The organism is Sulfitobacter sp. OXR-159 (assembly GCF_034377145.1).
GTDB lineage: Bacteria > Pseudomonadota > Alphaproteobacteria > Rhodobacterales > Rhodobacteraceae > Sulfitobacter.
Genome location: NZ_CP139711.1, coordinates 103247 through 126901, shown reverse-complemented (window position 1 = coordinate 126901; position 23655 = coordinate 103247). Strand labels below are relative to the sequence as shown.

Genomic DNA, 23655 nt, shown 5'->3' with positions numbered 1-23655 from the left:
TGAAAAACCTCCCGCCCTCCCTGTCGCCAGAAAGGGTAAAGGTGGCCGACTTTTACGCCGCCCGCAGCAGGCTCATCCCGCCGCTACCGTGGCCGACTTTCGCACCGCCGTTCTCACCCGGCTCATCGCCGTGATCATTTGTGGTGATGGATACTCCTCGAGGAACGCCAGAAACCAGTCGGTTCTGGAGTTCCGATGAAATCGTTCGGCCTCCGGGAAGTAGAGCGGCAGATAATGCGTCAGGATGCGATGCCAAAGCTCGGTCTTCGAACGCGAGACGATCTCGTGGGTCTTCGACAGTTCCTGAATGTCGGCGGTCCCGGTCACCAGCGGATCGTGAAAGAACTGAACGGCGCCGATCTCCAGTGTGCCGAAGCGCAGTTGACCCGCATACCGGGCAAGGGCGACCTGGCGAAAGCCTTCCGTTATGCGCTCAGCCGCTGGCCCTCCATCATCCTGTTCCTGGAAGATGGCCACGTCGCTATCGACAACAACGCCCCTGAACGGGCAATGCGCCCCATCGGTATCGGTCGGAAAAACTCTCATGACCGTTGTCAAGATTTTAGGCGCATTTTACCGATCGCCGGTACGACGTTTGTGGACTTCTGGCTGATGGGCTGGTGCAGAGCGCTGAGTTCAACGCGACGGTTGCTCAAACTCTCATTCGGGGATCCTGTTCGGCCCCATATTGATGGTACGGCGTAAAGGGCTGCCTTAATCTAGCTGCGGAGATCCGGTTTGCCGGCTCCAAATTCTTGCCCAAGGATTCCCTTAACCGGTCTCAACGTTCTGCATACAGACCACCAGATTTGTTCGGCCCGGGATTGCTCTATCGTACGGCCATTTCGCCTTCTGCATTGCGAGCAATCGCCCAGATAAATCCAACCAGTTCACGCGCGACAGCTGTCACAGCCACCTGACTGCGTTTGTGGCGTATCTGCGTGAGACGTTGATATCGGCCATACAATCGCAACTGCGCTTTCCAGGCGATATCCTTCGCCGCCTGAGACAGGTCTTTTTGTCGAACCAGCGACCATTGACCCACCTTTGGCTTCAGCCGGTAGAGCCAGGCAGCCTCGAACAAGAGCGCGCGAACGTCCGAGGATCCTGCCTTAGTGATCCCGCGCGGGCGTATGCTGGACCCACTTGAGAATTCCCCCGGCACCAGGCCAAAGTAGCTCATCAGACGACGTGGGTTTTCAAACCGAGCAAAATCGCCGACTTCGGCGACAACCGCTGCGGCTATCACTATGTCAAGACCGCGAAGGGCTGTGAGTTCTCGCACGATCGGGGCCAAAACCCAGTCTGACATCAGGTTTTCAATCTGTCCGTCAATCTGGGCCCGTCGATCAACAGCTTGCTCTTCTTCATTGAGATAGCTCTGCAAAGCGAATTGCGTTGCAACATGACCGAATTGAAGATCCGCCAGCCAGACCCGATGTCGATGTCCCCATTTCTTCCGTTCATAGCGCCGGCCGTGCTTCAGCAAGAAGCAGCTGATGCGCTGGCGTGCCTTACGAACTTGATGAGAGGATATGCGCCGCGCCTTGACCAGGTCCTGCATCGCCTCGTGGGTCGCATCCGGTGTCCAGATATAGGTGAGTTCACCGGCCCGGTGCAATCGGGCCAGATTCAGCGCGTCGATCGTATCGTTCTTCATGCGCCGCTTTCCCGGCTGAACAGGGGTTCTGGAGGGTGCAACGACGTCGCAGACATGTCCGAGTCCGATAAGATGGCGGTGCAGGCCATAGCCGCACGGACCTGCTTCATAGGCAAAAGATATCGCTTCAAACCTGACCGCCAATTTCTTGACCATTCGATTGATGGCGGTCGTCTCGTTCGGGATTGAACCCAAAGAGCAAACCTCGCCGGATCGTTCGCCTTCAGCAAAAGCCACAGCGATTGTATCCTTGTGTACATCGAGACCCACATAGGCATCAAAATTATCCATAACAGTTCTCCTTTCCTCGCCGCACGATTATGCACTGCAGTCACGGAAAACGGTCATCTCATCTGGCTCTTCGCCGGCGCCGACACCGGCGGTGAAACCCTGGCCCGCGCCATGACGCTGATCGAAACCGCCAAGATGAACGGACTCTACCCGCAGGCCTATCTGGCGGACGTGCTCGACCGCATCCACGATCACAAGATCAATAGGCTCGACGAACTGCTGCCGTGGAACTGGAAGGCTGCAGTCCACCCCCGCAGCGAGGTCGCCTGATGGCAGCCACGACATATGTCTGCTCGGTCGGCCATGTTGCCACCCTGCTGGGCGAGGATATGGAGCTTCTGGAGGCCATCGTCAGCAACGACGACAATCTCTCCTATGTCAACATCGACAGCGTCCACATCGGCCGCGAAGACTACATCACGGCCCTCACGGATGACGTAATCGACGAAATCCGCGACATGCTCCTGTCTGCGAGAGTCTCGGTCGAGGCATGGCACAGCTTCCTCGAGGACTTTGTCGGCGAGCCCGACATCATCGCCCGCGTCAAGGACCAACCGCTGCGGTAGAAACCGGGTGTCGCGTTGCCCTTTAATCTGAGACGCGACGCGTTTGGCGACAATTTTTGCCCTTAATTGTGAGATACGGCTGTCATGGGGCCCCTGTTTCTCGCGCACCTTTGCGCGATGTGATCAACCGCGGCAAGCAATCGAGGCTCCTTCTCGAAGGCGCGCAAGAGAGCAACCCTTGCATAGTCGTCGATGCTTTTGCTGACGATGGCTGCCTTAGCCAAGGGATGAGATCGAGCGGCGGCGATTGCGGCGAGGCAGAACAGCCTAACTTCCGATCTGGGGTTCTGGACAGCGAACGACGGATCCCCGCGGAAGGTTTTGAGTGACATGGCAAAGGTGACTGCGCGCATTGCGCGCCGAAGTTGCTTGGAGCTGCGTAATCGCGCGGCGTATTCAAGCCGCGCGGCGCCGTTGCGCGCACGATTTATCAGCTTTTCGGGCATCTGTTCGCCACTGGGCTTGCCGAGCGTCGGCACAAGTCTCGTCCCGCAAACCTGACAGTCGAATGCCCAGGCTCGCCTCCAATGCTTAAGCGAAAGGCCCTCTCTGGAGCATTGCAGGCAATGCTGGAATGGCATCTGGGCCGTCAGCGAGGCTTCTCGTGTCGTCATTGCTGGAAAGGTCAAAGATCGCACAACATCTGGGTCAACCCGTGCGGCGTTGGCAATCTTCGCCGCCGCAGCCGCGTCGACGTTGAAGTTCAAGGCGATGCCATGCGCGGTATCGATTCTGAGATGAGCCAGTAGTTCCGCATCATCACAGTAGTTGGCCGCCGCCAGCCGAGACAACCAACCTGACAACAACTCGTCTGGCAGCGGCGCGACAGTCTTGGGCAGCGGGTGCGGCTTCACACCCGGGACTTCTCGAGCCGCCGATGGGGGTTCGCATGGCGCGACCAAACCGGCGTCCATTTTGCGATTGCGTCATCGGTGATGCATTCATCACCTGTTACAATGGCGTCGATGGAAAGATCCTTGATCAGGGCGAAAATGCGCGAGGTCACCCCACCGGTCAGTGCAAGTATCTGCTTGAGTGACTTGACCTTCAGGTTGGACTTCTTTTCCAGTGGCATGGCAGCAATAAGGGTCTGGATCATGTCCGAGAACTCGGCATCGTCGCGCCAGTTTGGCAGATGATGTTCGTCCAGCCGTCGGGCAAGCTGGATATCACCACGGATGGCATCGACGGCCTCGCTGACCCCAAGGCAGACCAGTGACACCTCGAGTTCATTGCTGAGATACCGCAGGACATTGAGAAATCGGCGCTGTTCGCGGTGGGTCCCGGCCAAGAGATTGTGGACCTCGTCGATCATGATCATCCGCAGGCCAAGGTCGCGTAAGAGCGCGATGACACGGACTTCGAGGGAAGCCACATTTTGAGCGCGGGCGCTAAGAGCCGTCGCCGGGGCGCCGACGGCGGCCAGGATGTGCAGGTAAAACCGCCGTTCATCAGGTGCGGGCGGCGCTTGCAACAGCAGAAGCGGTGTGCGGGTGATGCCCGACGCCGGATCGTATTCTGGTGCGTACTTGCGCGACAGGTTTCGGGCAATCATCGTCTTTCCGATCCCGGAGGCGCCATGCACAAGAAGCCCAGGCATACGGGTTTGTCGTGGCGCTTCGATCATGCCCTGCAAGCGGTCCAACACCTGTTCCGCCCGAGGAAAGCCGATCCAGATATCCGATTGAATGAGGGCGATCCGGCCGTCTTCTTCAGTTGTCCCTGCCCTCAATTCACCATCTCTCCACCTTGAACAATGGGCGCGATGTATCACCCGTATCGATCGGGCGCAGCCCTTCGGTTGTCGAGACGGCCGAGTTCGTGCCCTTCAATGTCCCTTTTCTTTCACGGGTTCTGCGTTCGGCCTTCGTCAGGCCCCGGCTTTCAGCTTCGATCTGGCGTTGCTGTCGGATCAGCTCAGCCAGCACCAGCTCATTAGACCCGGACTTGCCAAGGGCACGGGCCTTCCTCATCGCTTCGCGATATTCCCAGAGCGAGACGGGCGGAATTTCCAGGTTTCTGTACCGCGCCTCAACATACCGGCCATCGTCCAGTTCGACCCAGATCATTGAGATATCGCGAGGATCGTAGCGAACGACCACCTTTCCATCCCCGCGCCCAATGTGGCCTGCAAGGGCATCGGACCAGTACCTTATCTGGAACAGATGGATGCCGTCACGCCTGATCTTGCGCAGTTCACTCGGCAGGAAGCTCACCTGAAAGGCTTCCATCTCGAAGGGGATGTCGCCTGTCATTTGCTCTGAGAGCGCCTCCCATTTGGCAACGGGCGTGCAGCCAAGACTTGAATGAATGCTGTTGTTGTAACGGCAGATTTCCAGAGCAAACCAGCGATCGAATTCGCTCAACGTCATCGTGGCCTTGCTTTCGGCGTCATAGTCGCCCTTTGCCGCGATCGAGGATTGCGTTGTTCCCGGCAACAGGTGAACGGCCCCCATCATGGTGCCGATCAACCGTTCGATGTGACCACCGAAGTGAGGACTTGCTGGCGGTCGATAGACCAGATCGATCCCCCAATCCGCACAGGCCGACCGAAAGGCGCGCGACCGGAAATCGCGACCGTTATCGACGTGGATGCTGTGCGGTTTGCCCTGTGCCGGCCAAGGAACATCGCACGCCAATTCCGCAAGAAGTTCCTCCTTGAGGGCCACCGCCTGTGTCAGGCAAAGCGCCACTGACAGACGCGAAGGTGCCTCGAGAGAGGTGTAATATCCGGTCACCATCCGCGTTGCGACGTCGATCGCCAGCGTGACCCAAGGCCGCCCAATTGGTTTGCGTTCCAAGCCGTCGACAAGAATGATGTCCGCCGGTGTATGATCAATTTGGACGATCTCCAGTGGCATACTGGCCTTGTTCTCACCTGTGACCGGCGCAAATTTCTGGCGGGCCGCCTTTGCGCCCTCTCGTGCCTTCGCAACTTCGCGGGCATCCATCGCATCCAGACGACGCTGAACCGTTCGCCGTGTCGGCGGTTGCAAGCCCTCCTGCCAGCAAGCGCTGCGGATTTCTGTCACGACGCGCGACAAGCTCGAACGCTCCCGGCGCAAGAAATAGCGGCGAAGGTGCTCCTCGATTACCGCTTCGACTTTGCTGGATATTAACATCGTCCCGGTCGGGCGGCCCCGTTTCCGCGGAGCCAGAGCGCTGGTGCGCCCACCCTCTTCCGCCAACCGTTTTATCCAACGCCAGACCGTCGCCCTGCTGACACCAAGCTCCCAAACGGCGTCATTGATGCCACGTTCCAGGCTGCCAGTCCCATTGAGATATGCCTGAACAAGAGGGCGCAGCACCGCGGCCCTGCGCGCCTCTTCAGCACCAACGGCAACGGAGTCTTCGCCATCATCATTCATCGATATTTGCCGCAAATGTCTGTGAACCCTGTCTCAGGTTTAAGGGCAAAAATATCAGAATTAAAGGCAAAATCTCATATTTAAGGGCAAAGCTAAGCCGTTGATTTCGTTGGATTTCCCATCTCACAATTAAGGGCTACGCGACATCCGGAGATCACTGGCGCGCGACCAGCACATCGAAGAAATCTTCAGCCAGCAGCTCATCATGCCTTTCGGGCATCGAATTTGCCTCTGTTGAGCGCGGCTCAACGATCCGCCACATTCGGTATCGTCCCTGCCCCGTGACTTCCCGGATGAGGCCCTGCTCGTCCATCCAGTCGATGTTGCGCTGAACCGTTGCCCGATGCGTACCTGTCAGTTTCTCGGCCATCTGTACTGAGACCAGCGGCCAGCTTGCGAAGAGGTTCCGCAGCATCGGCGGCGTCTTGCCCGAGAGGGGAGCCATCGCGCGCTCTGCGGCAGCCGCCCAAGCCTCGATCTCCTCGAGCCTGCGCAGGGCTGCGAATGTCGCGCTCTCCATCGCGTTCAGCCAGCGCGCCAACCGGGCGGGCGGGTCCCCGATCGCGCGAAAGCCCCCTCCCCCGCCCATGGCGATCGGTGCGAAGATCGCGCCGGGCATGCTCCCTGACGGTGCGAGTTCGGTGATCGCAACACGCGACGCCGTCACCGCGGCCTCGAGCGGATCGTCGATCGGCGAGAGCTCCGCGACATGCCAGAGATGAAAGCCCATGCAGGCCCGCGTCACGGGGTGGAGGTTTTCGGCCTGATTCATCATCGCAAGCCATCCGGCAGCCCGGTCCTCGAAGGCTTCACGCTCTGCCATCTCGACCACGCGCGAGGGAGCATTGGTATCTTCGAACCGCTCCCCATGCCCCGGGCGGTCGCGCCGATCAAGGAAGGTCTCGAGATCGCCGACACCCGACCGACGCATCAGCGGCGCGGGTCCACCGGTCAGCCGACGCACGGTCCAGCCGATCCGGTACAAGGCCTGCGCATCATCCGTTGCGGTCGAAACCCGCAGCGCCATGTAAAGGGAAAGCCGGTCGAGGCCGATCCGGTCTTGCGTGATCCAGCTGAGATCCGATGCCTCGATCAGGGCGAGCCGCTGCCGCCAGCCTGCCGGGCCCCGACGCAGGCGTTCATCGAGGATACCCAACCGGGCCGAGACGCGAGCAAGCTGCGCCGCCTGCCCGGCCTCGGCCGCGCGCCAGGCATCAACGACATCGGATTCCTTCGCCTCAGGCGTAGGTCCGGGAGGCAGGTAATCCGGTTCGTCCTCGATCGGCCCGGGCAGGAACCAGAGGTCGGCGTCATCCTTGCCCTCGGACGCCTCCAAGTCTTCGAGAGGCATCTCGTCATAGTCCATGTTTGTCGGGAGAAATCGGCTCATGCGCGCATTATAAGGCTTTTTTGCGCGCTTGACGATGGAGTTTGAAGGGCTGCGTTTTTCTCTACTATAGAGGCGCCCGAGGCCCCTGTCTCCTCAAGAACGCTGGAGCGCCTCTCGCGGGCTTCAGCCTATAGATACAAGGCTTCCCGAACTCAGCGCGACGTGGGAAACGCCCCTTGCGCGCGTTTACAAACGGTCGTTTAGTAATAGTATACGAAACTGCAAAAAGACTGTTTTGATGCCCCTGATCGGTTATGCCCGCGTCTCGACCGAAGATCAGACCCCCCTGCCCCAGACGCAGGCCCTGAAATCTGCGGGTTGCGCCGAGATCCATGAAGAACAGGCCTCAGGCGGCAATCGCGCGCGGCCGGTGCTGGCGCGGGTGTTGGAGCGCATCGGCAAGGGCGACACGCTGGTGGTCGTGCGGATTGACCGCCTCGCGCGATCCCTGTCGCATCTGCTGGAGGTGATCGAGCGGCTGGAGGCCAAAGGGGCGTTCTTTCGTTCCATTCAGGACCCGATCGACACCGGATCCCCGCAAGGCAAGTTCACGCTGCAGGTTCTGGGCGCCGCGGCCGAGTTCGAGCGGGCGCTGATCCGGGAACGTACCAAGGCGGGGCTGGCGAGCGCCCGTACCAAGGGCCGGGTCGGCGGGAACCCTGGACTGCGGGCCAAAGACCCTGCTGCTCTTCGCAAAGTATGGCTGGCGCGACAGGACGGCTACATGGAGCGTCTGAACGAGACGGCACAAGATTGGGTGCCCCATGTGCGCCGGTTACGCCCCGACTTGGCCTGGGAAGACGTGGTGCGCATCGTCAACGGCCCCTTGCCCGAGGCGCGTCGCTGGACCCAAAGCCGCCTGCTGCGCGCTGTGAAGGCCTATGTCCGCGACGGCTTCCTGCCTGCCGAGGTGCTGGCCCGCGCCGGGCGCCGCGAAACCGACGACCGCCTGCCCGCAATTATTGCTGGCATCAAGGGCGCAGATCCCGACATCACGCTTCAAGCGATCTGTGAACGGCTGGAATCTATGCGCGAACGCACGCCTCGTGGCCGAACAAGATGGCGGCCGTCTTCGGTGAAGATGCTGCTGGAACGGGCTGAGAGACTGGGAATGATTTAAGAGACTCAGATTCGTTCTTTGGAAGCAAAACCGCCTATGTGAATCGGGTACATCTTGCGTTTAAGTGATGGCAGCGACACAAGCACTTGACGCGCTGGATCCGCGAAATAAGATAAGTCATTGTAAATAAATGATTTCACCGGATACCGGCCCACCTTCTGAAAAAATCCTTGCCTGTCAAACGCTTTCCTGACATTTTTGCGGAAGAACGCTAACCATCAGTTTCCGGCGGTTTTGCGTTCCTTCTCAAGATAGACCCGGAAGACGGGCGGCGGGACGGGCATGAACGAGCAGCGGATCAGAATGGATCAAAAGATCCAGACGATGGCGACACGTCTAAGCAAATCGCTTGATGTGAATATGCGCAAGTCGTTTCTACCTGATGAACGAAAGGCTCTCAGACGCTTCTCATCCACGGAAGTTGCCCAGATCCTCGGTGTAAGCCAAGATTTTTTGCGGAAGATGTTTTTCGAGGACAAGCTCGATCTCGGTGAAATCGAGACAGACGCCCGCGGCCGCAGGTTCTACACTGCAGAGCAAATCGATATAGCGCGCCACGAAATAGCCCGGTCAAGCACCAAGTTCCAGCATATCGTTCCTCGTCGTCGGGATGGGGAGCATATCCAGATCATTTCGATCGCCAACTTCAAAGGGGGCGCAGGGAAGACGACAACAGCGATCCATCTGGCCCAAAAGCTTGCCCTTGATGGTTATCGGGTTCTGGCAATTGATCTCGACCCACAAGCCTCAATGACCACCATGTTCGGTTTCCGGCCGGAAATCGACTTCCCTGAGGCCGGAACGGTGTACGATGCCCTTCGGTACGAGGACCCTATCCCCTTTAGAGACGTTGTGCGCAAAACGTATTTCCACAACCTCGATCTAGCCGCGGCCGGCTTGCTGCTCTCTGAGTTCGAGACCGAAACCGCACACGCCCTTCGAAACAATATCAGGCCGCCGTTCTATCAGCGGCTTGCCCTTTGCATTAATGAAGTCGAGACAGACTACGACATTGTCGTCATCGACTGCCCACCGCAACTCGGGTTTACCACACTATCGGCTTTGGTAGCATCGACATCCCTAGTCGTCACTGTCATTCCAAGCATGCTTGACGTCGCCTCGATGGCCCAATTCCTGCAGCTCACATCCAGCCTCATGGCAACAATTGCTGATGTGGGCGCATCGCCCGACTGGGACTTCATGAGATTTCTAATCACTCGTTTCGAGCCCAATGACGGCCCCCAAACCCAGATGGCGGCATTCCTGCGGACCATGTTCACGGATGACGTTCTTACTCAGCCTTTCCTGAAATCCTCCGCAGTCTCTGACGCTGGGCTCACGCAACAGACACTGTTCGAGATCGCCAGAACGGATTTTCATCGCCAGACGTACGATCGGGCTATCGAGTCCATCAACGGGGTTGTGGCGGAGGTCGAAGGGCTCATCAAAACGGCATGGGGGCGTAAGTAATGGCCCGCAAAGTCACATTCGACATTCCCGAGGATGAAGAAAAGCAGCAGAGCTCGTCGATTTCTCCGACTCGAACCCAGTCACGAGCCCCTGCCCTTTCGGGAATGGCCCGTTCTCTTCAGGATGCGGCACAATCTTCAATTCAAGAAATCAGTACCGACCTTATTGATGATTCCGAGTTCCAAGATCGTCTGGCCCTGGATGACGAAGATGACATCAGGGAACTGGCTGAAAGCATTGACAAGCAGGGACAGCTTATCCCGATACTTCTGAGCCCCGAAGGGGGGCGGTACAGGATCATCTATGGGCGCAGGCGATTAGCGGCCCTTCGACTTATTGGCAAGCCCGCAAAGGCTCTCATCAGAGGCTTGGATGAGGATCAAGCGATTCTTGCACAAGGCCAAGAGAACAGCTTCCGAAAAGACCTCAGCTGGATCGAGAAAGCCCTGTTTGCACGTTCTCTCATAGAGTCCGGCAAGGATGAGGGACTGATCTGTGACGCCCTCAACATCGATCAGAAAGCCAGGAAAGCCGGTGACAAGCTCACGGGACTTGCTCGCATGAAACAAGTCACTTCCTGTATTCCGACTGAACTCATCCAAGAGATCGGGGCGGCACCCGGGGTTGGACGGGATCGTTGGTATGCTGCCGCAAAGTCTTATGAGAGCCTTGGCTTCTCTGGAGATGAAGGGTTTCCGGCCGGAAACCGAGAATTCCATGATGCTCTCATGGAATCCAGAGGTTCAGGCAAGACCTCCGACGAACGCTTTGCGATCTTCGAAGGGCTCCTGAAACAGCACAAGCCCCCTGCCCCATCGGCAATCAAGACAAAGCTCGGGATGGTGAAGGTCACCAAAAGAAACGTGATCATCACCGTCAAGAACGGAGATGACGGGCTTCATAAGTGGATCTCTGAGAATCCAGAGGCCGCTCTTCTCGCGTTGGCGAACGCGAAGGCCGCTGGTCCAGGGCAGATCATTACCCCAGAGAAAATGGAACCCATAGGTAACCCAGTCTCCGGCAGGGATCAGGATCTTGATGGTCCTGACATAGACGATAACGAAAACTGAGCAGAAAGGAGGACAGGCCAGAAAAGGAAAGACCCCCCGAAAGCAGTGCTTCCGAAGGGCCTCGATTAGCTTAGACACCTGATTGATACCCCGAAGCCGAATCGTTTTCAACACCGTTCGCGGTGAACGGGGAAGCTTTTTCAGCCGACATCATCATGAGACAGGTATTTTCTCACACACCCGCCTTGGCGGAACGATCTTCTGTACCCGGTACGAACCCGTACAGGGTCATCGAGCCGATCCGAGCGCTTCGCAAAGAACTCGGTCTGACACCAAATGACCTAGTAACACTGCAGGCCTTGATCAGCTTCATGCCGAAGAAGGCCGGACAAACAGCTCCAATGACTATCGTCTTTCCCTCAAACGCATCATTGTCTAAGAGAACGAACGGCCTGAACGAGAGAACGATTCGACGTTGTATCGGACACCTCGTGGATGCCGGGCTGATCCAGCGCAGGGATAGCGCAACCCGCAAACGGTTCCCTCTTCGCTACGGTGGATTGATCAGAGATGCCTTTGGCTTCGATCTGCAGCCAATGTATGATCGGGAAAGAGAGCTCACCGAACACGCAGAACAGCTTGTGGGCGATCAGGAAAAGCTGCGGTCACTCAAGGCGGAGGCACTGGCTCTTCGTGTCGAGGCTTTGCGCCAAGCAAAGGATGTTGAGACTGTCTCATTTCTCCAGAACGTACGAAACATCCTACGCCGTGCAACTCTCAAAGCCGACGAAATCATAGAGCTTATCAAGAGGCTGGCAGAGTTGGCCGGAGCGACGATCAGAGAGTTTCCGGCCGGAAACCATGACGCTCAGGAAACAATGCCCGACCAAATGTCCGGCGACGACGGACAAAATGTCCGGCACGTAGAACCCACAAGATTGAATATAAAAAAAGATAGAGCAGATGCGCACAGCACCTCTGGTTTCCAGGAACGCCGAGATCCAACAATTATGGCTTGGACGGACCTGAAGAACGTATCGGACTTCTTCCCGCATGAACCGAGAGATCATCAATCAGTTCTCGAAATATTGGCCGATGTCGGAAAATTGCTAAGAATAGAACAATGCAGGATCATGAAACACCTTAGAGAACGAGGTCCAGGGCAGCTCCTTATTGCACTCGACGAATTAATTTTGAGAGCCAGCACAGGACAGGTGAAAAACAACAACGCCTACCTCGACGCTATGATGAGGCAAGGGACGTGATGGTCTTATCACGCTCACTCAACCAGTTTGTAATTGAGCGTAGTCTTCGATCCTCCGGCAAATTTTCCCGGATAGTTCCAACCATAAGGTCATCGAGAGGGAAAGGAGTGTTGGTTTGAGGGTGACGGGAAGTGAGATCGGGAGAGTGGCTTCCGGCGCCCGTCGTGGAGAAGATCTGATGACGAAAGCTGTCCAGAAAATCACCCTGTCCCCTTCACGGGATATCCCTTTCGACAAGCTGGTGCTGAGCCAGTCCAATGTGCGGCGCATCAAGGCTGGCGTGTCCGTCGAGGAACTGGCCGAAGACATTGGCCGCCGCGGCCTCTTGCAGAGCCTGAGCGTGCGGCCCGTCTTGGCTAACGATGGTACCGAGACCGGCAAGTTCGAGATACCGGCCGGGGGCCGCCGGTTCCAGGCATTGTCCTTGCTGGTGAAGCAAAAGCGGTTGGCGAAGACGACGCCCATTCCTTGCATCGTGCGCGATGCTGCGTCCGACATCCTGGCCGAGGACGATTCCCTTGCAGAAAACATGCAGCGCGTCGCCCTGCACCCGCTCGATCAGTTCCGCGCGTTTGTGGCGCTGCGGGACAAGGGTCAGAGCGACGCAGAGATTGCTGCCGCCTTCTTCGTGACGCCGCAGATCGTGAAGCAGCGCCTGAAACTCGCTTCCGTCGCCCCTACCCTGCTTGAGATCTACGCCGAGGATGGCATGACGCTGGAGCAGCTTATGGCCTTCACCGTGAACCCCGATCACGCGCGTCAGGTTCAGGTCTGGGATGTGATCCATTCATCCTGGAACAAGGAGCCATTCCAAATCCGGCGCATGCTGACCGAGACCTCGGTTCGGGCGTCCGACCGGCGTGCGGTCTTTGTGGGTGTTGATGCCTACGAAGCGGCGGGCGGCAGGATGCTGCATGACCTGTTCCAAGGCGATGATGGAGGTTGGCTCGAAGACCCTGCCCTGCTTGATCGGCTGGTGACGGAAAAACTCCAGGCCGAGGCAGAGACGGTTGCAGTTGAGGGCTGGAAGTGGATCGAGGTCGCACTCGACCTGCCCTACGGCTACAGCCACGGCCTGCGGTCCCTGTCCGGCGATCCGGCACCGATGACGGATGACGAAGGCGCGGCCCATGCCAAGCTTCTCGCCGAGTACCGGGCGCTGGAAGAAGAATACGCAGGTCGGGATGATATCCCTGAAGAGATCGACGCGCGGCTTGGCGTGTTGGAAACGGAGATGGAAAAGATCGAGACCCGGCCGTTGATCTTCGACGCGGAGGAGATCGGGCGGGCAGGGGCGTTCGTCACGCTCGACCGCTACGGCGCTCTGGCAGTCTATCGCGGCTATGTGCGTCCACAGGATGAGCCCGTTGACGAGACCGCGGTCCAGGATGGTGCTGATCCTGCGCTGGCGGGGCAGGGGGCTGATCGTGATCTCACCGATGGCCATGGCAGTGCCGTTCATGGCGGAACCGTCATCACGTCGGGTGGCCAGCTGATCGGAGCAGACTTGCCGGAGGATGAGGACGACGGGGCATTGAAGCCACTGCCCGAGCGGTTGGTCATGGAGTTGACGGCCCACCGGACGCTGGCGCTGCGTGAAGCGATCGGGCGCTCGCCGGATGTCGCGCTGACGCTGCTGCTGCTGAAGCTGGTGACGGACACCTTCCGCACCTCCTCTGCTTCGGGCAGCTGTCTCGAGGCATCCGTGCGTCAGGTCTATATGTCGGCGCAGGCGCCCGATCTGAAGGACAGCGTGGTGGCAAAGCTGGTCGACGAGCGTCACGCGGAATGGGAAGCCGATCTGCCGCTTGGCGATGATGCAGCACTCTGGGACTATCTGACGGTCCTCGACCAGGGCAGTCGGCTGGCCTTGCTGGCGCATTGCCTCAGCTTCGGCGTCAATGCGCTGCATGAGAAGGTGAACCCATACGGGGCAGGCATCTCCGCAGGCGGACTGACCCGTCGTATGGCGCATGCCGATCTCGTGGCGCGCGCGACAGGTCTCGATATGGTGGAGGCGGGATGGGAGCCGACGGTGGACACCTATCTCAACCGCGTGCCCAAGGCCCGCATCCTCGAGGCCGTGCGCGAGGCGAAAGGGGAGGGGACTGCCCAACTCCTCGATCACCTGAAGAAAGGCGAGATGGCCAGTGAGGCCGAGCGCTTGCTGAAGGGCAGCGGCTGGTTGCCCGAGGTCCTGCGCCGGAACGATCTCGTGGCGCTGGACGGTGAGGGCCATGCCGAAGGGCAGGGGGCGGATGTCGATGCCGAAGTGGCCGACAGCGTCAGTGAGGCTGACCTTCCTGCATTCCTGACGGATGACCTGCCTGCTGAAGGCGCGTCGATGCTGGCCGCAGAGTAACGTGTTCCAGCAGGGGGGCGGGCATTCCGCCCCCAATCACCCTATAACATAACAATATCAATAAGATGAGTGCGATTACTCGCATTCGGAATGAGGAATCATGTCTGCAACAACCATCATCGACACAGCCCCCCTCGGGGCTCTCATTCGCTACACCGACGGCAGCCCCAAGCCACCGGCACGCTTCACCAAGAAGCTGGCGGCCTGGGAGCGTTCGAACGGTGTCGGCCGCCTTGTGAAAAAGGAACCACCCCGGCCTTACCCGACCTGGACAGCTCCCGCGTCGTTCACGCTGCATGAGGGCAACTTCTCCTCGGACGGGGTGATCCTCGTCACCATCATGCGTAGCCATTCTGCTGACAGCGCCCTCGTCTTCGAGGTGGCCGAAGAACCGAAGCCCGGGCAGGTGCGCGTGCTTCTCGACTTCGGCGGCAACACGGAGCTGCTGCATCTGGCGGAGTCCGTCACTGCGGCCGAGCTTTGGATCGCCAAGGAAGGATACCGCAACGCGCGGCTTGAAATCGTCGGCGATGAACAGGGCGAAAGGGCAGGGGGCGCGGACCTGGCCGCCTGAGCCCAACTGAAACCGAGGGGCCCGCCCAAGCGCGGGCCTCTCATCCATCACAACCTTGTCCTTTGAGTTCGCGGGGCGCCAAAGGAACCATCCCCAAGGAAGGACGTCTTCAACCAAGAGCCTGCCCGGGAGGACGGCGGCGTTCGAAGCATCGGCGGGACAACCGGCTCCTGACGTTGGGGCACCATTCCCCGCTCGCCACTCCCTTCCTTGCCCCGAATTCTGTCTTCGAGATCAACCCGCGAGGGGTCGGACTACGGGCAAGCCCGTGCCGCCGGGCGGATTCGGACGAGCCGAACGCACCCGGTGATGTCAGCCAGTCTTCGGGCCTGCGGAGTCCTGTCGCGCGGGGGATGGTCCCCCGCCTCCAAGACAGGAGCCAAACAGATGTCCCGCAAAGATGCACACGCCTTCGCAGCCTCCCTCGCCGCCACGCTCATGGTCTCGATCGTCGTCTTCCAGGCAGGGGATGGAACCTTCGGCGCCGTCCCCGCCGATGAAATCGACGGCGACGAGGTTCAGGTGATCGCTGAGGTCGATCCGTGGGCTTAGGCCCACGGTTACCCCGGCAGGCTCACGCGGAGGCGCAGAAGCGTCTTCTGCTGCGTCGTTGCGCTCTCGCACGGTGCCGGTGAAATATTCGGAACAGTGGACCGCCGATGGCGCAGCGCCAGATGGCCTGAAGCTGTAGAGGTGCCAGTTGCAACGCGACTGCCACAACGCCAAGAATATCGACATGTCCGGGCCGGACCGAACATTAATTCTATCTTTCGGTGCTGCATGCAGCGTTCGAAGCGGCCTTTGCAATGTCATATGCTTTGATAGTTGAATGACTTAGAATATTCGTAAGAGCTCTTTCCGCCAAAAAAATAAGTGGTTACGCTTCAACTATAAGGCGAAGTATGCAAGCCGATCGACGTACTGCCATCCGGCCAAGGAAAACAAAAAGTGAATCTAAAAGAACTAATTTCGGATGAGCGGACGTCGATTACGGGACAGGGAATCGATAACAGAGCCTATTCGCGGACCCTCCGGCACCTTCGAAGCTACAACTTCTGGGAGGGTGTCGACGATGCGCCACACCTCTGGGGGCACCAGCAAGCAGCTATCGCCACGGTCGTTGCCTATCTGCACGGGGACAAGCAGATACCGGAGCGGCCCGAGCACACAGAAGCTGCGCTCCTAAAGCTACCCACCGGCACAGGCAAGTCTGGCATCATTGCGATCCTTGCGCGGTGTCTGCCGGAGGTCCGCCGTGTTCTCGTATTGACGCCACGCACTGCGCTGACTGAGCAACTCCTGGCGGACATCCGTTACCGTTTCTGGTCTCACCTTGGGTATGAGGCAAACGGCTCGGCGCTCTTCACCGCGGAGGCCGACGTGTTCGGCACCACGCTTGACAACGTGTATGTCGAACAATTCTTGCCCAAGAATGTCGGCATGGTGGTGCAGCATCTGGGCGATCAGGCCACTGATCGCGCCATTCTCGTCGGCACGCATCAGGCGCTCGGCGACATCCGCAAGACGGCACAAGATCCTGATGATGGCGGTTCGGCAGTTGCAGCAGCTCTTTTAGCGCATATCCGGGACGAGTTTGATCTCGTGATCGTCGATGAAGGTCATTACGAGCCTGCTATCTCGTGGTCACGCGGCGTTCGAGAATTCAATCTGCCGACTCTTCTATTGAGCGCAACGCCTTACAGGAACGACTACAAGTCGTTTCGTGTGCGCGGACGTTATCTCTTCAACTTCCCTTACAGGCAGGCAGTTGACGGGCGTATTATCCGTCCCGCCGATATCATCGTGCCAGAAGGCGACGTCGGACCAGTTGTGCGGGAAGCTGCAATCCCACAGTTTGTCGGCATTCTGCAGAAGGAATTGCTCGAGCGCCTGCGGGAGGCCGAACGCTGGTTTTTGAACGGCGTAACGCCAAAAGTCATGGTGCGCGGTGATGACCTTGAGACCCTCACGCTCTTACAGACCGAGATTAACCGCGTCTTCGAAACGCAAGCTGTCGTGATCCATGACCGCGCGAAGAAGACGCAGCAGAACCGGGACATGTTCACCAGCGTCGCGTCCGCTCTTCGGTCCCGCCCTGACGCGAAGTTCTGGATTCACCAGAACAAGCTCATGGAGGGGATTGACGATCCGTCATTCGTTGCCGTCGCCATCTTCGATCTCATGGGCAATGCACGACAACTCGTGCAGCAGATTGGACGTGCGACCAGATATTCGCGGGGTGAGGATGGTATACCCCAGGCAGGTTGGATTCTTTCCACTCCTGCCAATGCCGAGCGTATTCGGACTACTTGGGAGAGATACCAAGGCTACGAGGATTATGCGGCGCGGAACACCGCGCATATCGTCACGAACGAGGTTACGCTTCCGGACCGCCTGCTCGAATACATGGCCGAGTATCAATATATTGGCGGTGAATTTCGGGGGCGCTTCGAGTTCGAACAGCCACTCGCCGCAGGCGACATCCAGCTTCCCCGAACCGCCGCTGTTCTGAGAACTGCCGCACCGCTTCCCGACATCCGTGTGTTCGCCACGGTGATCGAAGAAGCAATCATGGACAAGGACCGGTTTAAGATTACGCCGATTGAAGGCATGCCGAATGGTTCGATCGGTTTTTCCTACTATGCGTGGCGAAACTCGCCGTACCTGATCGACCGGTTCTTTTCTGAATGGAAGCTTGGGGTTTTCCTTGCTGTCCAACAGGGTGAACTCGTTTTCATGCACGATACAGAAGGCCTTGTGGTGGATATGGACGGCCTAAGCCTCAAACGAGCGGGCAGGTCGGTCATGGAAAAGGCCTTCCCCGAGAGTGACGACAATCCGTCCCGACTTTCCCGCATGTCCTTCTCCTCTCTCGACATGTCCCAACATGCGATCCGGGCAATGGCTCTGCGGACTCGTTCTTTTGCAGATGCTTTTACCGATTTGCTTGATCCTTCGCTCGTTCCTGCAACTGCCGCCGGTTTTGTAAACGGGACCGCCCGGTATGTTGGCTTTAATCGCTCGCGCCTGCGCGATGCTTCGGAGCGCCATGTTTCGGTTGCAGACTATGTTACATGGACTACAGAAATTGCCGCCGAGCTGGCGGATGCCGATCGGGAACGAAGCCATGTCTTTAATCGATATGCTGCCTTGGTCGAAGATATCGATGACCAAGAAGCCCAGCCGGTTTCGATCCTGCTTGACCCATCGCTTGACGACATGCGCGACGACGAGGCCGGTGGTGCGGCCTGGGTTCTCCTTGAGGACATCGATTACTTTGATCTATGTGCCGAGGTGGATGGCGCAACAGGCGGATTCACGATCCAGATCGGCGACGAGGATGTGCCGTGTAGCGTCGAGTTCGTTTCGGAAACCCGCAAATACAGGGTTACCAGCCCAAGGCTGGATGAGCTTGCTCCAGCGCAGGAAGGAGAGGATAGGCGTCAGGCCTTGACGCTCATACAGCGGCTTAACAAAGGGCAGGCCTTCCGAATTCTCACACAGCGTGACAGCGTCGTGTATTCGGAGGGCAATTTCTACGAACCGAAGATGCAGTGGGTTCAGGACGGTGGCGTCAAACCGGTTCTCGAATATATCCACGCATCGCCCACGCTCGATGATGTCCTGACCGAGAAGGGCGACGATCAATACGCCGCAAATCGTGCACATTGGTACAGGCAATCCATTTTCGGGCTTTTTTCGGTAACATGCGAAGGCCAGCGCGCTGCCAACGGGATCGCGGATGACAAACTTACCGCCGAAATTGAAGCCATACCGGTCTGGTTGTGTGATGACGATAGCCGTGAAGCCGCGGACTTCATAGGTTTTGATCCTGATAACAGGAAGATCGTGTTTGTTCACGCAAAGGTCGGCGATGTGGGGCGGGGCGGCACCGGATATCATGTCGGCGGACTACAGGATGTCGGTCGGCAAGCACTCGCAAGCCTCGGGTTTATCTCGCGCGGACAGCCATCCACGGTCTGGACGCCCGATCGATGGGAAACCGACGTACAGGCTAATCAAGTCAGGCTACATGGTCGTAGCCGCATCTTTCGGAATCCTAACGGTCTCACATCTGCTCAACTCAACGATCTGCTCCACGCGTCGTGTCGAAATCCGTCCTTTGATCGTGAAATCTGGATTGTCGGAGCGAAGATGGCGCGCAGGCAAGCGCTTGTGGAGGGCCTGAACCAAGAGCGTTGGCCGAACCGCCTGCGGCAGTTCCTGATTCATTGGGATGCCATGCAGACGGCCTGTGCCAGAGCAAACACGCGGCTGAAGTTCTATTGTTCCAATTAGGTGACTCAGCGAAACAAGTGTTGGATATTTTTATGAGCCGGCATTGAGACGGTTTGCAGCAAATATCGGCAACTCTGAAGGTTTTTCGATGTGGGCCGCGGCACGACATTGGCGGCCAAAGTGAAGCCGCACCTATCATACGCGGCGCCAGGCCCGAATGACTGGGTCGGGCACCGATCCGCCTCGGACTCTTTAGCCACAGGGTTGGTAATCTTTCAGCGAATTTCCAGATCACCAGCCGTTGTGCCAGCAGCCAGCGCGTCTACGAACCACTGCGGTTTACGCCCGCGACCAGACCAGGTGACGGCCGGGTTCTCAGGGTGCTGGTATTTTGGTGCGACTGGAGCGCGCTTGGTCTTGCTATCTGTCCCGACGAGTTCGGCCAGTGAATAGCCCAGATCCCGGGCGACAGCTTCTACCTTGGCGCGGGCTTCCGCCTTCTGCCGATCCTCGAATGTGGCAATCGCCTTGGCGACGTCCTTCTGCATTTTCTTCAGCTCGCCGAGCGACAGTGGCTCGAGATCGCAATCAGCCATTTGTGCGGTCCGTGTCCTGAATGTCCCGGTATCGATAGCCCGTCGATGCAGGGCGCCGCAACTCCCGGAAGGCTGGGGCATGGGTGGCAAAGGCTGGTGACCGTCGTTTTGCCGCCAGGCAGGTGCTGAACTTGGGGTCAGGCGGTCTCGATTGGCCGGGTGACGGGTTCTGGCATGGGCTCCCCGCGCATCTCTGTCTCCCGGGCCATCCCTTCGACTGACAATCCCCTAATCCCGTTCGGGCTCTCGCGCGCAACCCCGCGTCAGACCGGGCCGAGTTGGCCGCTATTGCGTCCTGCCCGCTCCACCCCGGTCCTTTGGGGGTTTCCGGTGTCCATGCTGTCCACCGTGCACGCGTCGCCCGACGGGCTTTTTCCGGGTCTTGTCGAAGGGACGGTCCCGAAGACAGGAAACACAGGAGCTAATCATGCAGAACATCGTCATCCTCGCCGGCAACATCGGTCAGAAACCCGAAACCCGCACCACCCAGGGCGGCACCAACATCACCAACTTCAGCCTCGCCACCTCGCGCCCCCGCCTCTCGGAAGGTCGCGTCCTGCGCGACGAGAACGGCTACCGGGTCATGGACACTGAATGGCACCGCATCACCTGCTTCAACGGTCTCGGCAAGACGGTCGCAGAGCATTGCGAAAAGGGCATGAAGGTCCTCGTCCACGGCCGCATCCACTACACCAAGTGGATCGACAGCATGGGGTCGAGTGGGGCTGAGTGCAGAAAACCCCTTTAAGGATTTTGCGCTTCTATTTTCCGCCAACGATATTCGCCTGTTAGGATGATATGGGCCCACCCAAGCGGCGATATGTGGGCGAGGAGTTCGGGTGGGCAATCCAATCCTGCCCGCTGTCGCCTTGCCACAGCGTTTCCGAGCTGTTTGGAATTCCAATAAATGATGATGGCGGTCAGCAGATTGAGGCCAGCGATGCGGAAGTGTTGTCCTTCCGTGGTACGGTCGCGGATTTCTCCCTGACGCCCGATCCGAAGAGCACCTTTCAGGGCGTGATGTGCCTCTCCCTTGTTCAAGCCGATATGGGCGCGGCGCTGCATGTCGGTGTCGAGCAGCCATTCGATGATGAACAATGTGCGTTCGACCCGGCCGATCTCCCGCAAGGCCAACGCCAGATCATGTTGCCTCGGGCGCGCGGCCAATTTCTTGAGGAGGTGACTTGGCTGCATCCGGCCCGACAGCATTGTTGCGATACAGCGCAAAACATCCGGCCAGTTTTCGACGATCTTCGCTTCCCGAATTTTGTCCCCGGTTAACCCTTTCAGCTCTTTGGGAACAGCGCGGAGGTCAAACACATGCAACCTCTTGGAGGACAGGTCGCGAATGCGGGGATGGAAGTGGTACCCGAGCAGGGACGTGGCGGCGAAGACGAGATCGGTGAAGCCGCCGGTGTCGGCATACTGCTCTTTTATCTTCCGTCCCGCCTCGTTCATCAGCAAGCCGTCGAGGATATAAGGTGCCTCGCTCACCGTGGCGGGAATGACCTGAGTGGCGAATGGCGCATACTGGTCAGAGACGTGGGTGTAGGCCTTTATGCCCGGCTCGTTGCCGTATTTTGCGTTGATGAGGTTCATTGCCTCGCCCTGCCGCGTCGTTGGGAAAAACTGCCCATCACTGGAAGCCGTTTTCCCTACACCCCAGAATTTGGTCATTGGCAGGTGGGTCTGCGCATCAATCACCATGGCCAGGGCGCGGGCCATTCCCTCGCTTTCGACATGCCACCGTGACAAACGGGAAAGCTGTATGAAGTCATGAGTGTTGGTGGCATTTGCCATTTTGCTCAGGCCTAGATTGAGACCCTCCGCCAGGAGCACGTTCAGCAAGCCAATCTTGTCACGGCATGGGGCACCGGTGTGCAGATGCGTGAAGGCTTCGGTGAAGCCGGTGTCTTTGTCGACCTCTGTGAGAATATCGGTGATCCGCGTCTCCGGCAGACGACGGTAAAGATCGAGGACGAGATCACCGGCCTCCTCCGGCACATCGGCGTCAAGACGGCTCACGCGCAAAACGCCGTCTTCAATGACTCCACTCGGCAAGGTTTTGGAGCGCACCGCCTTGGCCAGCCGTTTCAGCCCCTCTTCCAAGCGGCGCTTTCGATCAGCCATCCAGATCTCTGGTTCCAGTGGCATTGAAAGCCCCATGGCGCGGGCGGCATCGATGGACACAAGGGCTTGCTTCATGTCGGCATGACGCCGCGAATGCGGAAGCCAGATATCGCCAGAACGGAACGCATCGCGCAGGTGGCACAGGACGGCGACAACCCACAGCCGCTCTTGATCAATATCGGGCGCGCGGAATTGCGGTCGCCATTTCGAACGTGGTTGTAAAAAGGTCAGCGATGTGGCCGGGATATCCTGTTTGTCACGGATAATCTGCGCTGCCGTGATCAATGGCTGGGCCACACTGGCGCATGTCATATCCAGAGCATTCAACATGCGCCGAGCATAGCGTTTGAACCGGTGGAAGCCCTTGGACACATGGGCCAGAGTATCTGCTTTCACCGTTGCCTGAAGCTGTGTTGCTTGCGCGACCAGACTTTCAAGGCCGCTCCAGCCGCAAGAACTATCGACGGCATTGGCGAGGGCGGCATCGTCGCCTTTGGCCATCAATAGGTTTGATCCCAGGGTCTCAAATCCAGCCAGGGTCTTTGCGACGTCCGCCTGAGCTTCCGTGACCCGCGCGTCGCAGATCCGTTTCGCATCCCGCCAGACGCTGCCTACAATCCTGTCATGTGTTTCCACAACGGTATCTGCGATGGCAGCGCTCCATTCCACGACGCAGACGGCCAGGATGGCAAGGCGGCGGTCACTGGTGATGTCACGTAGTCCTTTCGCAAAGTAGCGTTCTCCCTGACGGCGCAGCCGCGTGACCCGATGTGCTGGGATGTCGTCCATAATTTCTGGTGCCAAGGCAATCGCCTTCAGAAACTCCAGCCGATCAAGCAGGCGGTTGATATCTGCGGAGTTCTTGCCTGGCTCAAACTGGCGCAACCACACGAACGTGGTGGTTTGGCCCTCCTCTTCCTCATTCAATAAGCCATCGAGACGAGCGCGCATCGCGCGGTCAAGGCGCGCCGTTATCCGAGTTTCGATCCGGCGTTCGGCAGCAACAAGCGCGTCGGCGCACATCCGTTCCATGACAGTCGTTCCCGGCAGGATGATATGCCGCCCACGACATTCTTGCACAAAGGCCCTCACCAGACCTTCGCTCGATTGCGCACCTTCGGCATTCTGATCAAGCCACGCACGCATCTGTTTGACCCGCTTGCCCTTGAACATCTCGTACCTATAAATCTTGCGCAGTACTTCCAGGTGCTCGTGCCGTGTGTTCTCTCGCTCGGCATAATGTAGAAGGTCATCGGGTTTGACGCCGAGCTGGGCGGCGATGAAGTCAGACATTTCTTTGGGGATGATCTCTCCGGGCCTCAGCAGCCGTCCCGGATATCGAAGGGCACAAAGCTGCAGCGCAAATCCGATCAGGTTCTCAGGGCGGCGGCGGGTGCGGATAAAATCGATGTCTTCATCGGACAGGGCGTAATGCCGAAGGATCAACGCCTCATCCGTTGGAAGGTGGAAAAGGGCCGCGCGCTGTCGCGCGGTCAGAACCGCTCGGTGTGCCATGAGGGTCGTCTTTCTATACGGAGAGGGTCTTCAAAACTGTAGAAATTGAGACCATTCGCTTGCCATGTCTTTTTCAATGTCTCAATATGACAGTCGCAA

The 23655-nt window shown here is 58.4% G+C and carries 16 protein-coding genes and 4 pseudogenes; 12 read left to right on the top strand and 8 right to left on the bottom strand.

From position 1 onward, the window contains the following. Positions 1 to 117: 117 nt before the first annotated feature. Positions 118 to 366, bottom strand: a pseudogene (locus T8A63_RS21425) (IS110 family transposase); the annotation flags it as partial. A gap of 3 nt (positions 367 to 369) precedes the next feature. Here T8A63_RS21425 and T8A63_RS21420 point away from each other — a divergent pair. After that, a pseudogene (locus T8A63_RS21420) lies at positions 370 to 540 on the top strand (IS66 family transposase); the annotation flags it as partial. A 289-nt stretch (positions 541 to 829) separates the two neighbouring features. On the opposite strand, the gene T8A63_RS21415 reads toward T8A63_RS21420, so the two are convergent. Further along, positions 830 to 1951, bottom strand: coding sequence for an IS110 family transposase (locus tag T8A63_RS21415; RefSeq protein ID WP_322343897.1), 1122 nt, complete (start codon positions 1949 to 1951; stop codon positions 830 to 832). A gap of 63 nt (positions 1952 to 2014) precedes the next feature. Between T8A63_RS21415 and T8A63_RS21410 the strand changes: the two are divergent. Next, a pseudogene (locus T8A63_RS21410) lies at positions 2015 to 2221 on the top strand (transposase domain-containing protein); the annotation flags it as partial. Further along, positions 2221 to 2517, top strand: a complete 297-nt coding sequence (locus T8A63_RS21405; protein ID WP_306130377.1) for a hypothetical protein — start codon at positions 2221 to 2223, stop codon at positions 2515 to 2517. The pseudogene T8A63_RS21410 and the gene T8A63_RS21405, both read left to right, overlap by 1 nt. A 62-nt stretch (positions 2518 to 2579) precedes the next feature. Here the strand turns inward: T8A63_RS21405 and T8A63_RS21400 are convergent, their stop codons facing one another. The 4 genes from T8A63_RS21400 to T8A63_RS21385 form a co-directional block, all read right to left on the bottom strand. Beyond that, a complete protein-coding gene (locus tag T8A63_RS21400) occupies positions 2580 to 3371 on the bottom strand; it encodes a TniQ family protein (RefSeq protein ID WP_322346648.1) in 792 nt (263 codons plus the stop codon). Continuing rightward, entirely contained in the window at positions 3368 to 4291 is a 924-nt protein-coding gene (locus tag T8A63_RS21395) for a TniB family NTP-binding protein (protein WP_322346646.1), read from the bottom strand. Before T8A63_RS21395 ends, T8A63_RS21400 begins: the two co-directional genes overlap by 4 nt. Continuing rightward, positions 4251 to 5885: a Mu transposase C-terminal domain-containing protein gene (locus tag T8A63_RS21390; RefSeq protein WP_322346645.1), complete on the bottom strand. Its 1635-nt coding sequence runs from the start codon at positions 5883 to 5885 to the stop codon at positions 4251 to 4253. Before T8A63_RS21390 ends, T8A63_RS21395 begins: the two co-directional genes overlap by 41 nt. A gap of 154 nt (positions 5886 to 6039) precedes the next feature. After that, positions 6040 to 7275, bottom strand: a complete 1236-nt coding sequence (locus T8A63_RS21385) for a helix-turn-helix domain-containing protein (protein WP_416153267.1) — start codon at positions 7273 to 7275, stop codon at positions 6040 to 6042. Between the two features lie 238 nt (positions 7276 to 7513). Here T8A63_RS21385 and T8A63_RS21380 point away from each other — a divergent pair, with 238 nt between their 5' ends. The 8 genes from T8A63_RS21380 to T8A63_RS21345 all read left to right on the top strand — a co-directional run bounded on the left by T8A63_RS21380 (position 7514) and on the right by T8A63_RS21345 (position 19375). Then, positions 7514 to 8395 (top strand): recombinase family protein, encoded by an 882-nt coding sequence (locus T8A63_RS21380; protein WP_209273909.1) that lies wholly within the window; start codon positions 7514 to 7516, stop codon positions 8393 to 8395. A 282-nt stretch (positions 8396 to 8677) separates the two neighbouring features. Continuing rightward, positions 8678 to 9865 (top strand): plasmid partitioning protein RepA, encoded by a 1188-nt coding sequence (repA, locus tag T8A63_RS21375; RefSeq protein WP_099828095.1) that lies wholly within the window; start codon positions 8678 to 8680, stop codon positions 9863 to 9865. Further along, entirely contained in the window at positions 9865 to 10935 is a 1071-nt protein-coding gene (repB, locus tag T8A63_RS21370; RefSeq protein ID WP_209273911.1) for a plasmid partitioning protein RepB, read from the top strand. The genes repA and repB overlap by 1 nt, the downstream gene beginning before the upstream one ends. Positions 10936 to 11090: 155 nt before the next feature. After that, entirely contained in the window at positions 11091 to 12140 is a 1050-nt protein-coding gene (locus T8A63_RS21365) for a helix-turn-helix domain-containing protein (RefSeq protein WP_209273912.1), read from the top strand. 178 nt (positions 12141 to 12318) lie between these two features. Continuing rightward, positions 12319 to 14502 (top strand): ParB/RepB/Spo0J family partition protein, encoded by a 2184-nt coding sequence (locus T8A63_RS21360; RefSeq protein WP_209273913.1) that lies wholly within the window; start codon positions 12319 to 12321, stop codon positions 14500 to 14502. A gap of 100 nt (positions 14503 to 14602) precedes the next feature. Beyond that, positions 14603 to 15076, top strand: a complete 474-nt coding sequence (locus T8A63_RS21355; RefSeq protein WP_209273914.1) for a hypothetical protein — start codon at positions 14603 to 14605, stop codon at positions 15074 to 15076. Positions 15077 to 15463: 387 nt separating this feature from the next. Continuing rightward, positions 15464 to 15628, top strand: a complete 165-nt coding sequence (locus T8A63_RS21350) for a hypothetical protein (RefSeq protein WP_167384016.1) — start codon at positions 15464 to 15466, stop codon at positions 15626 to 15628. Positions 15629 to 16024: 396 nt separating this feature from the next. After that, entirely contained in the window at positions 16025 to 19375 is a 3351-nt protein-coding gene (locus tag T8A63_RS21345) for a DEAD/DEAH box helicase (RefSeq protein ID WP_322346637.1), read from the top strand. Positions 19376 to 19590: 215 nt separating this feature from the next. Here T8A63_RS21345 and T8A63_RS21340 read toward each other — a convergent pair whose 3' ends face one another. Next, positions 19591 to 19911: an H-NS family nucleoid-associated regulatory protein gene (locus T8A63_RS21340; RefSeq protein ID WP_209273916.1), complete on the bottom strand. Its 321-nt coding sequence runs from the start codon at positions 19909 to 19911 to the stop codon at positions 19591 to 19593. 427 nt (positions 19912 to 20338) lie between these two features. Here T8A63_RS21340 and T8A63_RS21335 point away from each other — a divergent pair. Further along, positions 20339 to 20644 (top strand): annotated as a pseudogene (locus T8A63_RS21335) (single-stranded DNA-binding protein); the annotation flags it as partial. Between the two features lie 11 nt (positions 20645 to 20655). On the opposite strand, the gene T8A63_RS21330 reads toward T8A63_RS21335, so the two are convergent. Further along, a complete protein-coding gene (locus T8A63_RS21330; protein ID WP_067629843.1) occupies positions 20656 to 23556 on the bottom strand; it encodes a Tn3 family transposase in 2901 nt (966 codons plus the stop codon). Between the last annotated feature and the right edge of the window lie 99 nt (positions 23557 to 23655).

Bases quoted from the DNA above. Each gene is read 5' to 3' on its own strand.
- repA (WP_099828095.1), top strand. From the start codon at position 8,678: ATGAACGAGCAGCGGATCAGAATGGATCAAAAGATCCAGACGATGGCG.
- repB (WP_209273911.1), top strand. From the start codon at position 9,865: ATGGCCCGCAAAGTCACATTCGACATTCCCGAGGATGAAGAAAAGCAG.
- T8A63_RS21365 (WP_209273912.1), top strand. From the start codon at position 11,091: ATGAGACAGGTATTTTCTCACACACCCGCCTTGGCGGAACGATCTTCT.
- T8A63_RS21385 (WP_416153267.1), bottom strand. From the start codon at position 7,275: ATGAGCCGATTTCTCCCGACAAACATGGACTATGACGAGATGCCTCTC.
- T8A63_RS21340 (WP_209273916.1), bottom strand. From the start codon at position 19,911: ATGGCTGATTGCGATCTCGAGCCACTGTCGCTCGGCGAGCTGAAGAAA.
- T8A63_RS21390 (WP_322346645.1), bottom strand. From the start codon at position 5,885: ATGAATGATGATGGCGAAGACTCCGTTGCCGTTGGTGCTGAAGAGGCG.
- T8A63_RS21405 (WP_306130377.1), top strand. From the start codon at position 2,221: ATGGCAGCCACGACATATGTCTGCTCGGTCGGCCATGTTGCCACCCTG.
- T8A63_RS21380 (WP_209273909.1), top strand. From the start codon at position 7,514: ATGCCCCTGATCGGTTATGCCCGCGTCTCGACCGAAGATCAGACCCCC.
- T8A63_RS21355 (WP_209273914.1), top strand. From the start codon at position 14,603: ATGTCTGCAACAACCATCATCGACACAGCCCCCCTCGGGGCTCTCATT.
- T8A63_RS21415 (WP_322343897.1), bottom strand. From the start codon at position 1,951: ATGGATAATTTTGATGCCTATGTGGGTCTCGATGTACACAAGGATACA.
- T8A63_RS21330 (WP_067629843.1), bottom strand. From the start codon at position 23,556: ATGGCACACCGAGCGGTTCTGACCGCGCGACAGCGCGCGGCCCTTTTC.
- T8A63_RS21350 (WP_167384016.1), top strand. From the start codon at position 15,464: ATGTCCCGCAAAGATGCACACGCCTTCGCAGCCTCCCTCGCCGCCACG.
- T8A63_RS21360 (WP_209273913.1), top strand. From the start codon at position 12,319: ATGACGAAAGCTGTCCAGAAAATCACCCTGTCCCCTTCACGGGATATC.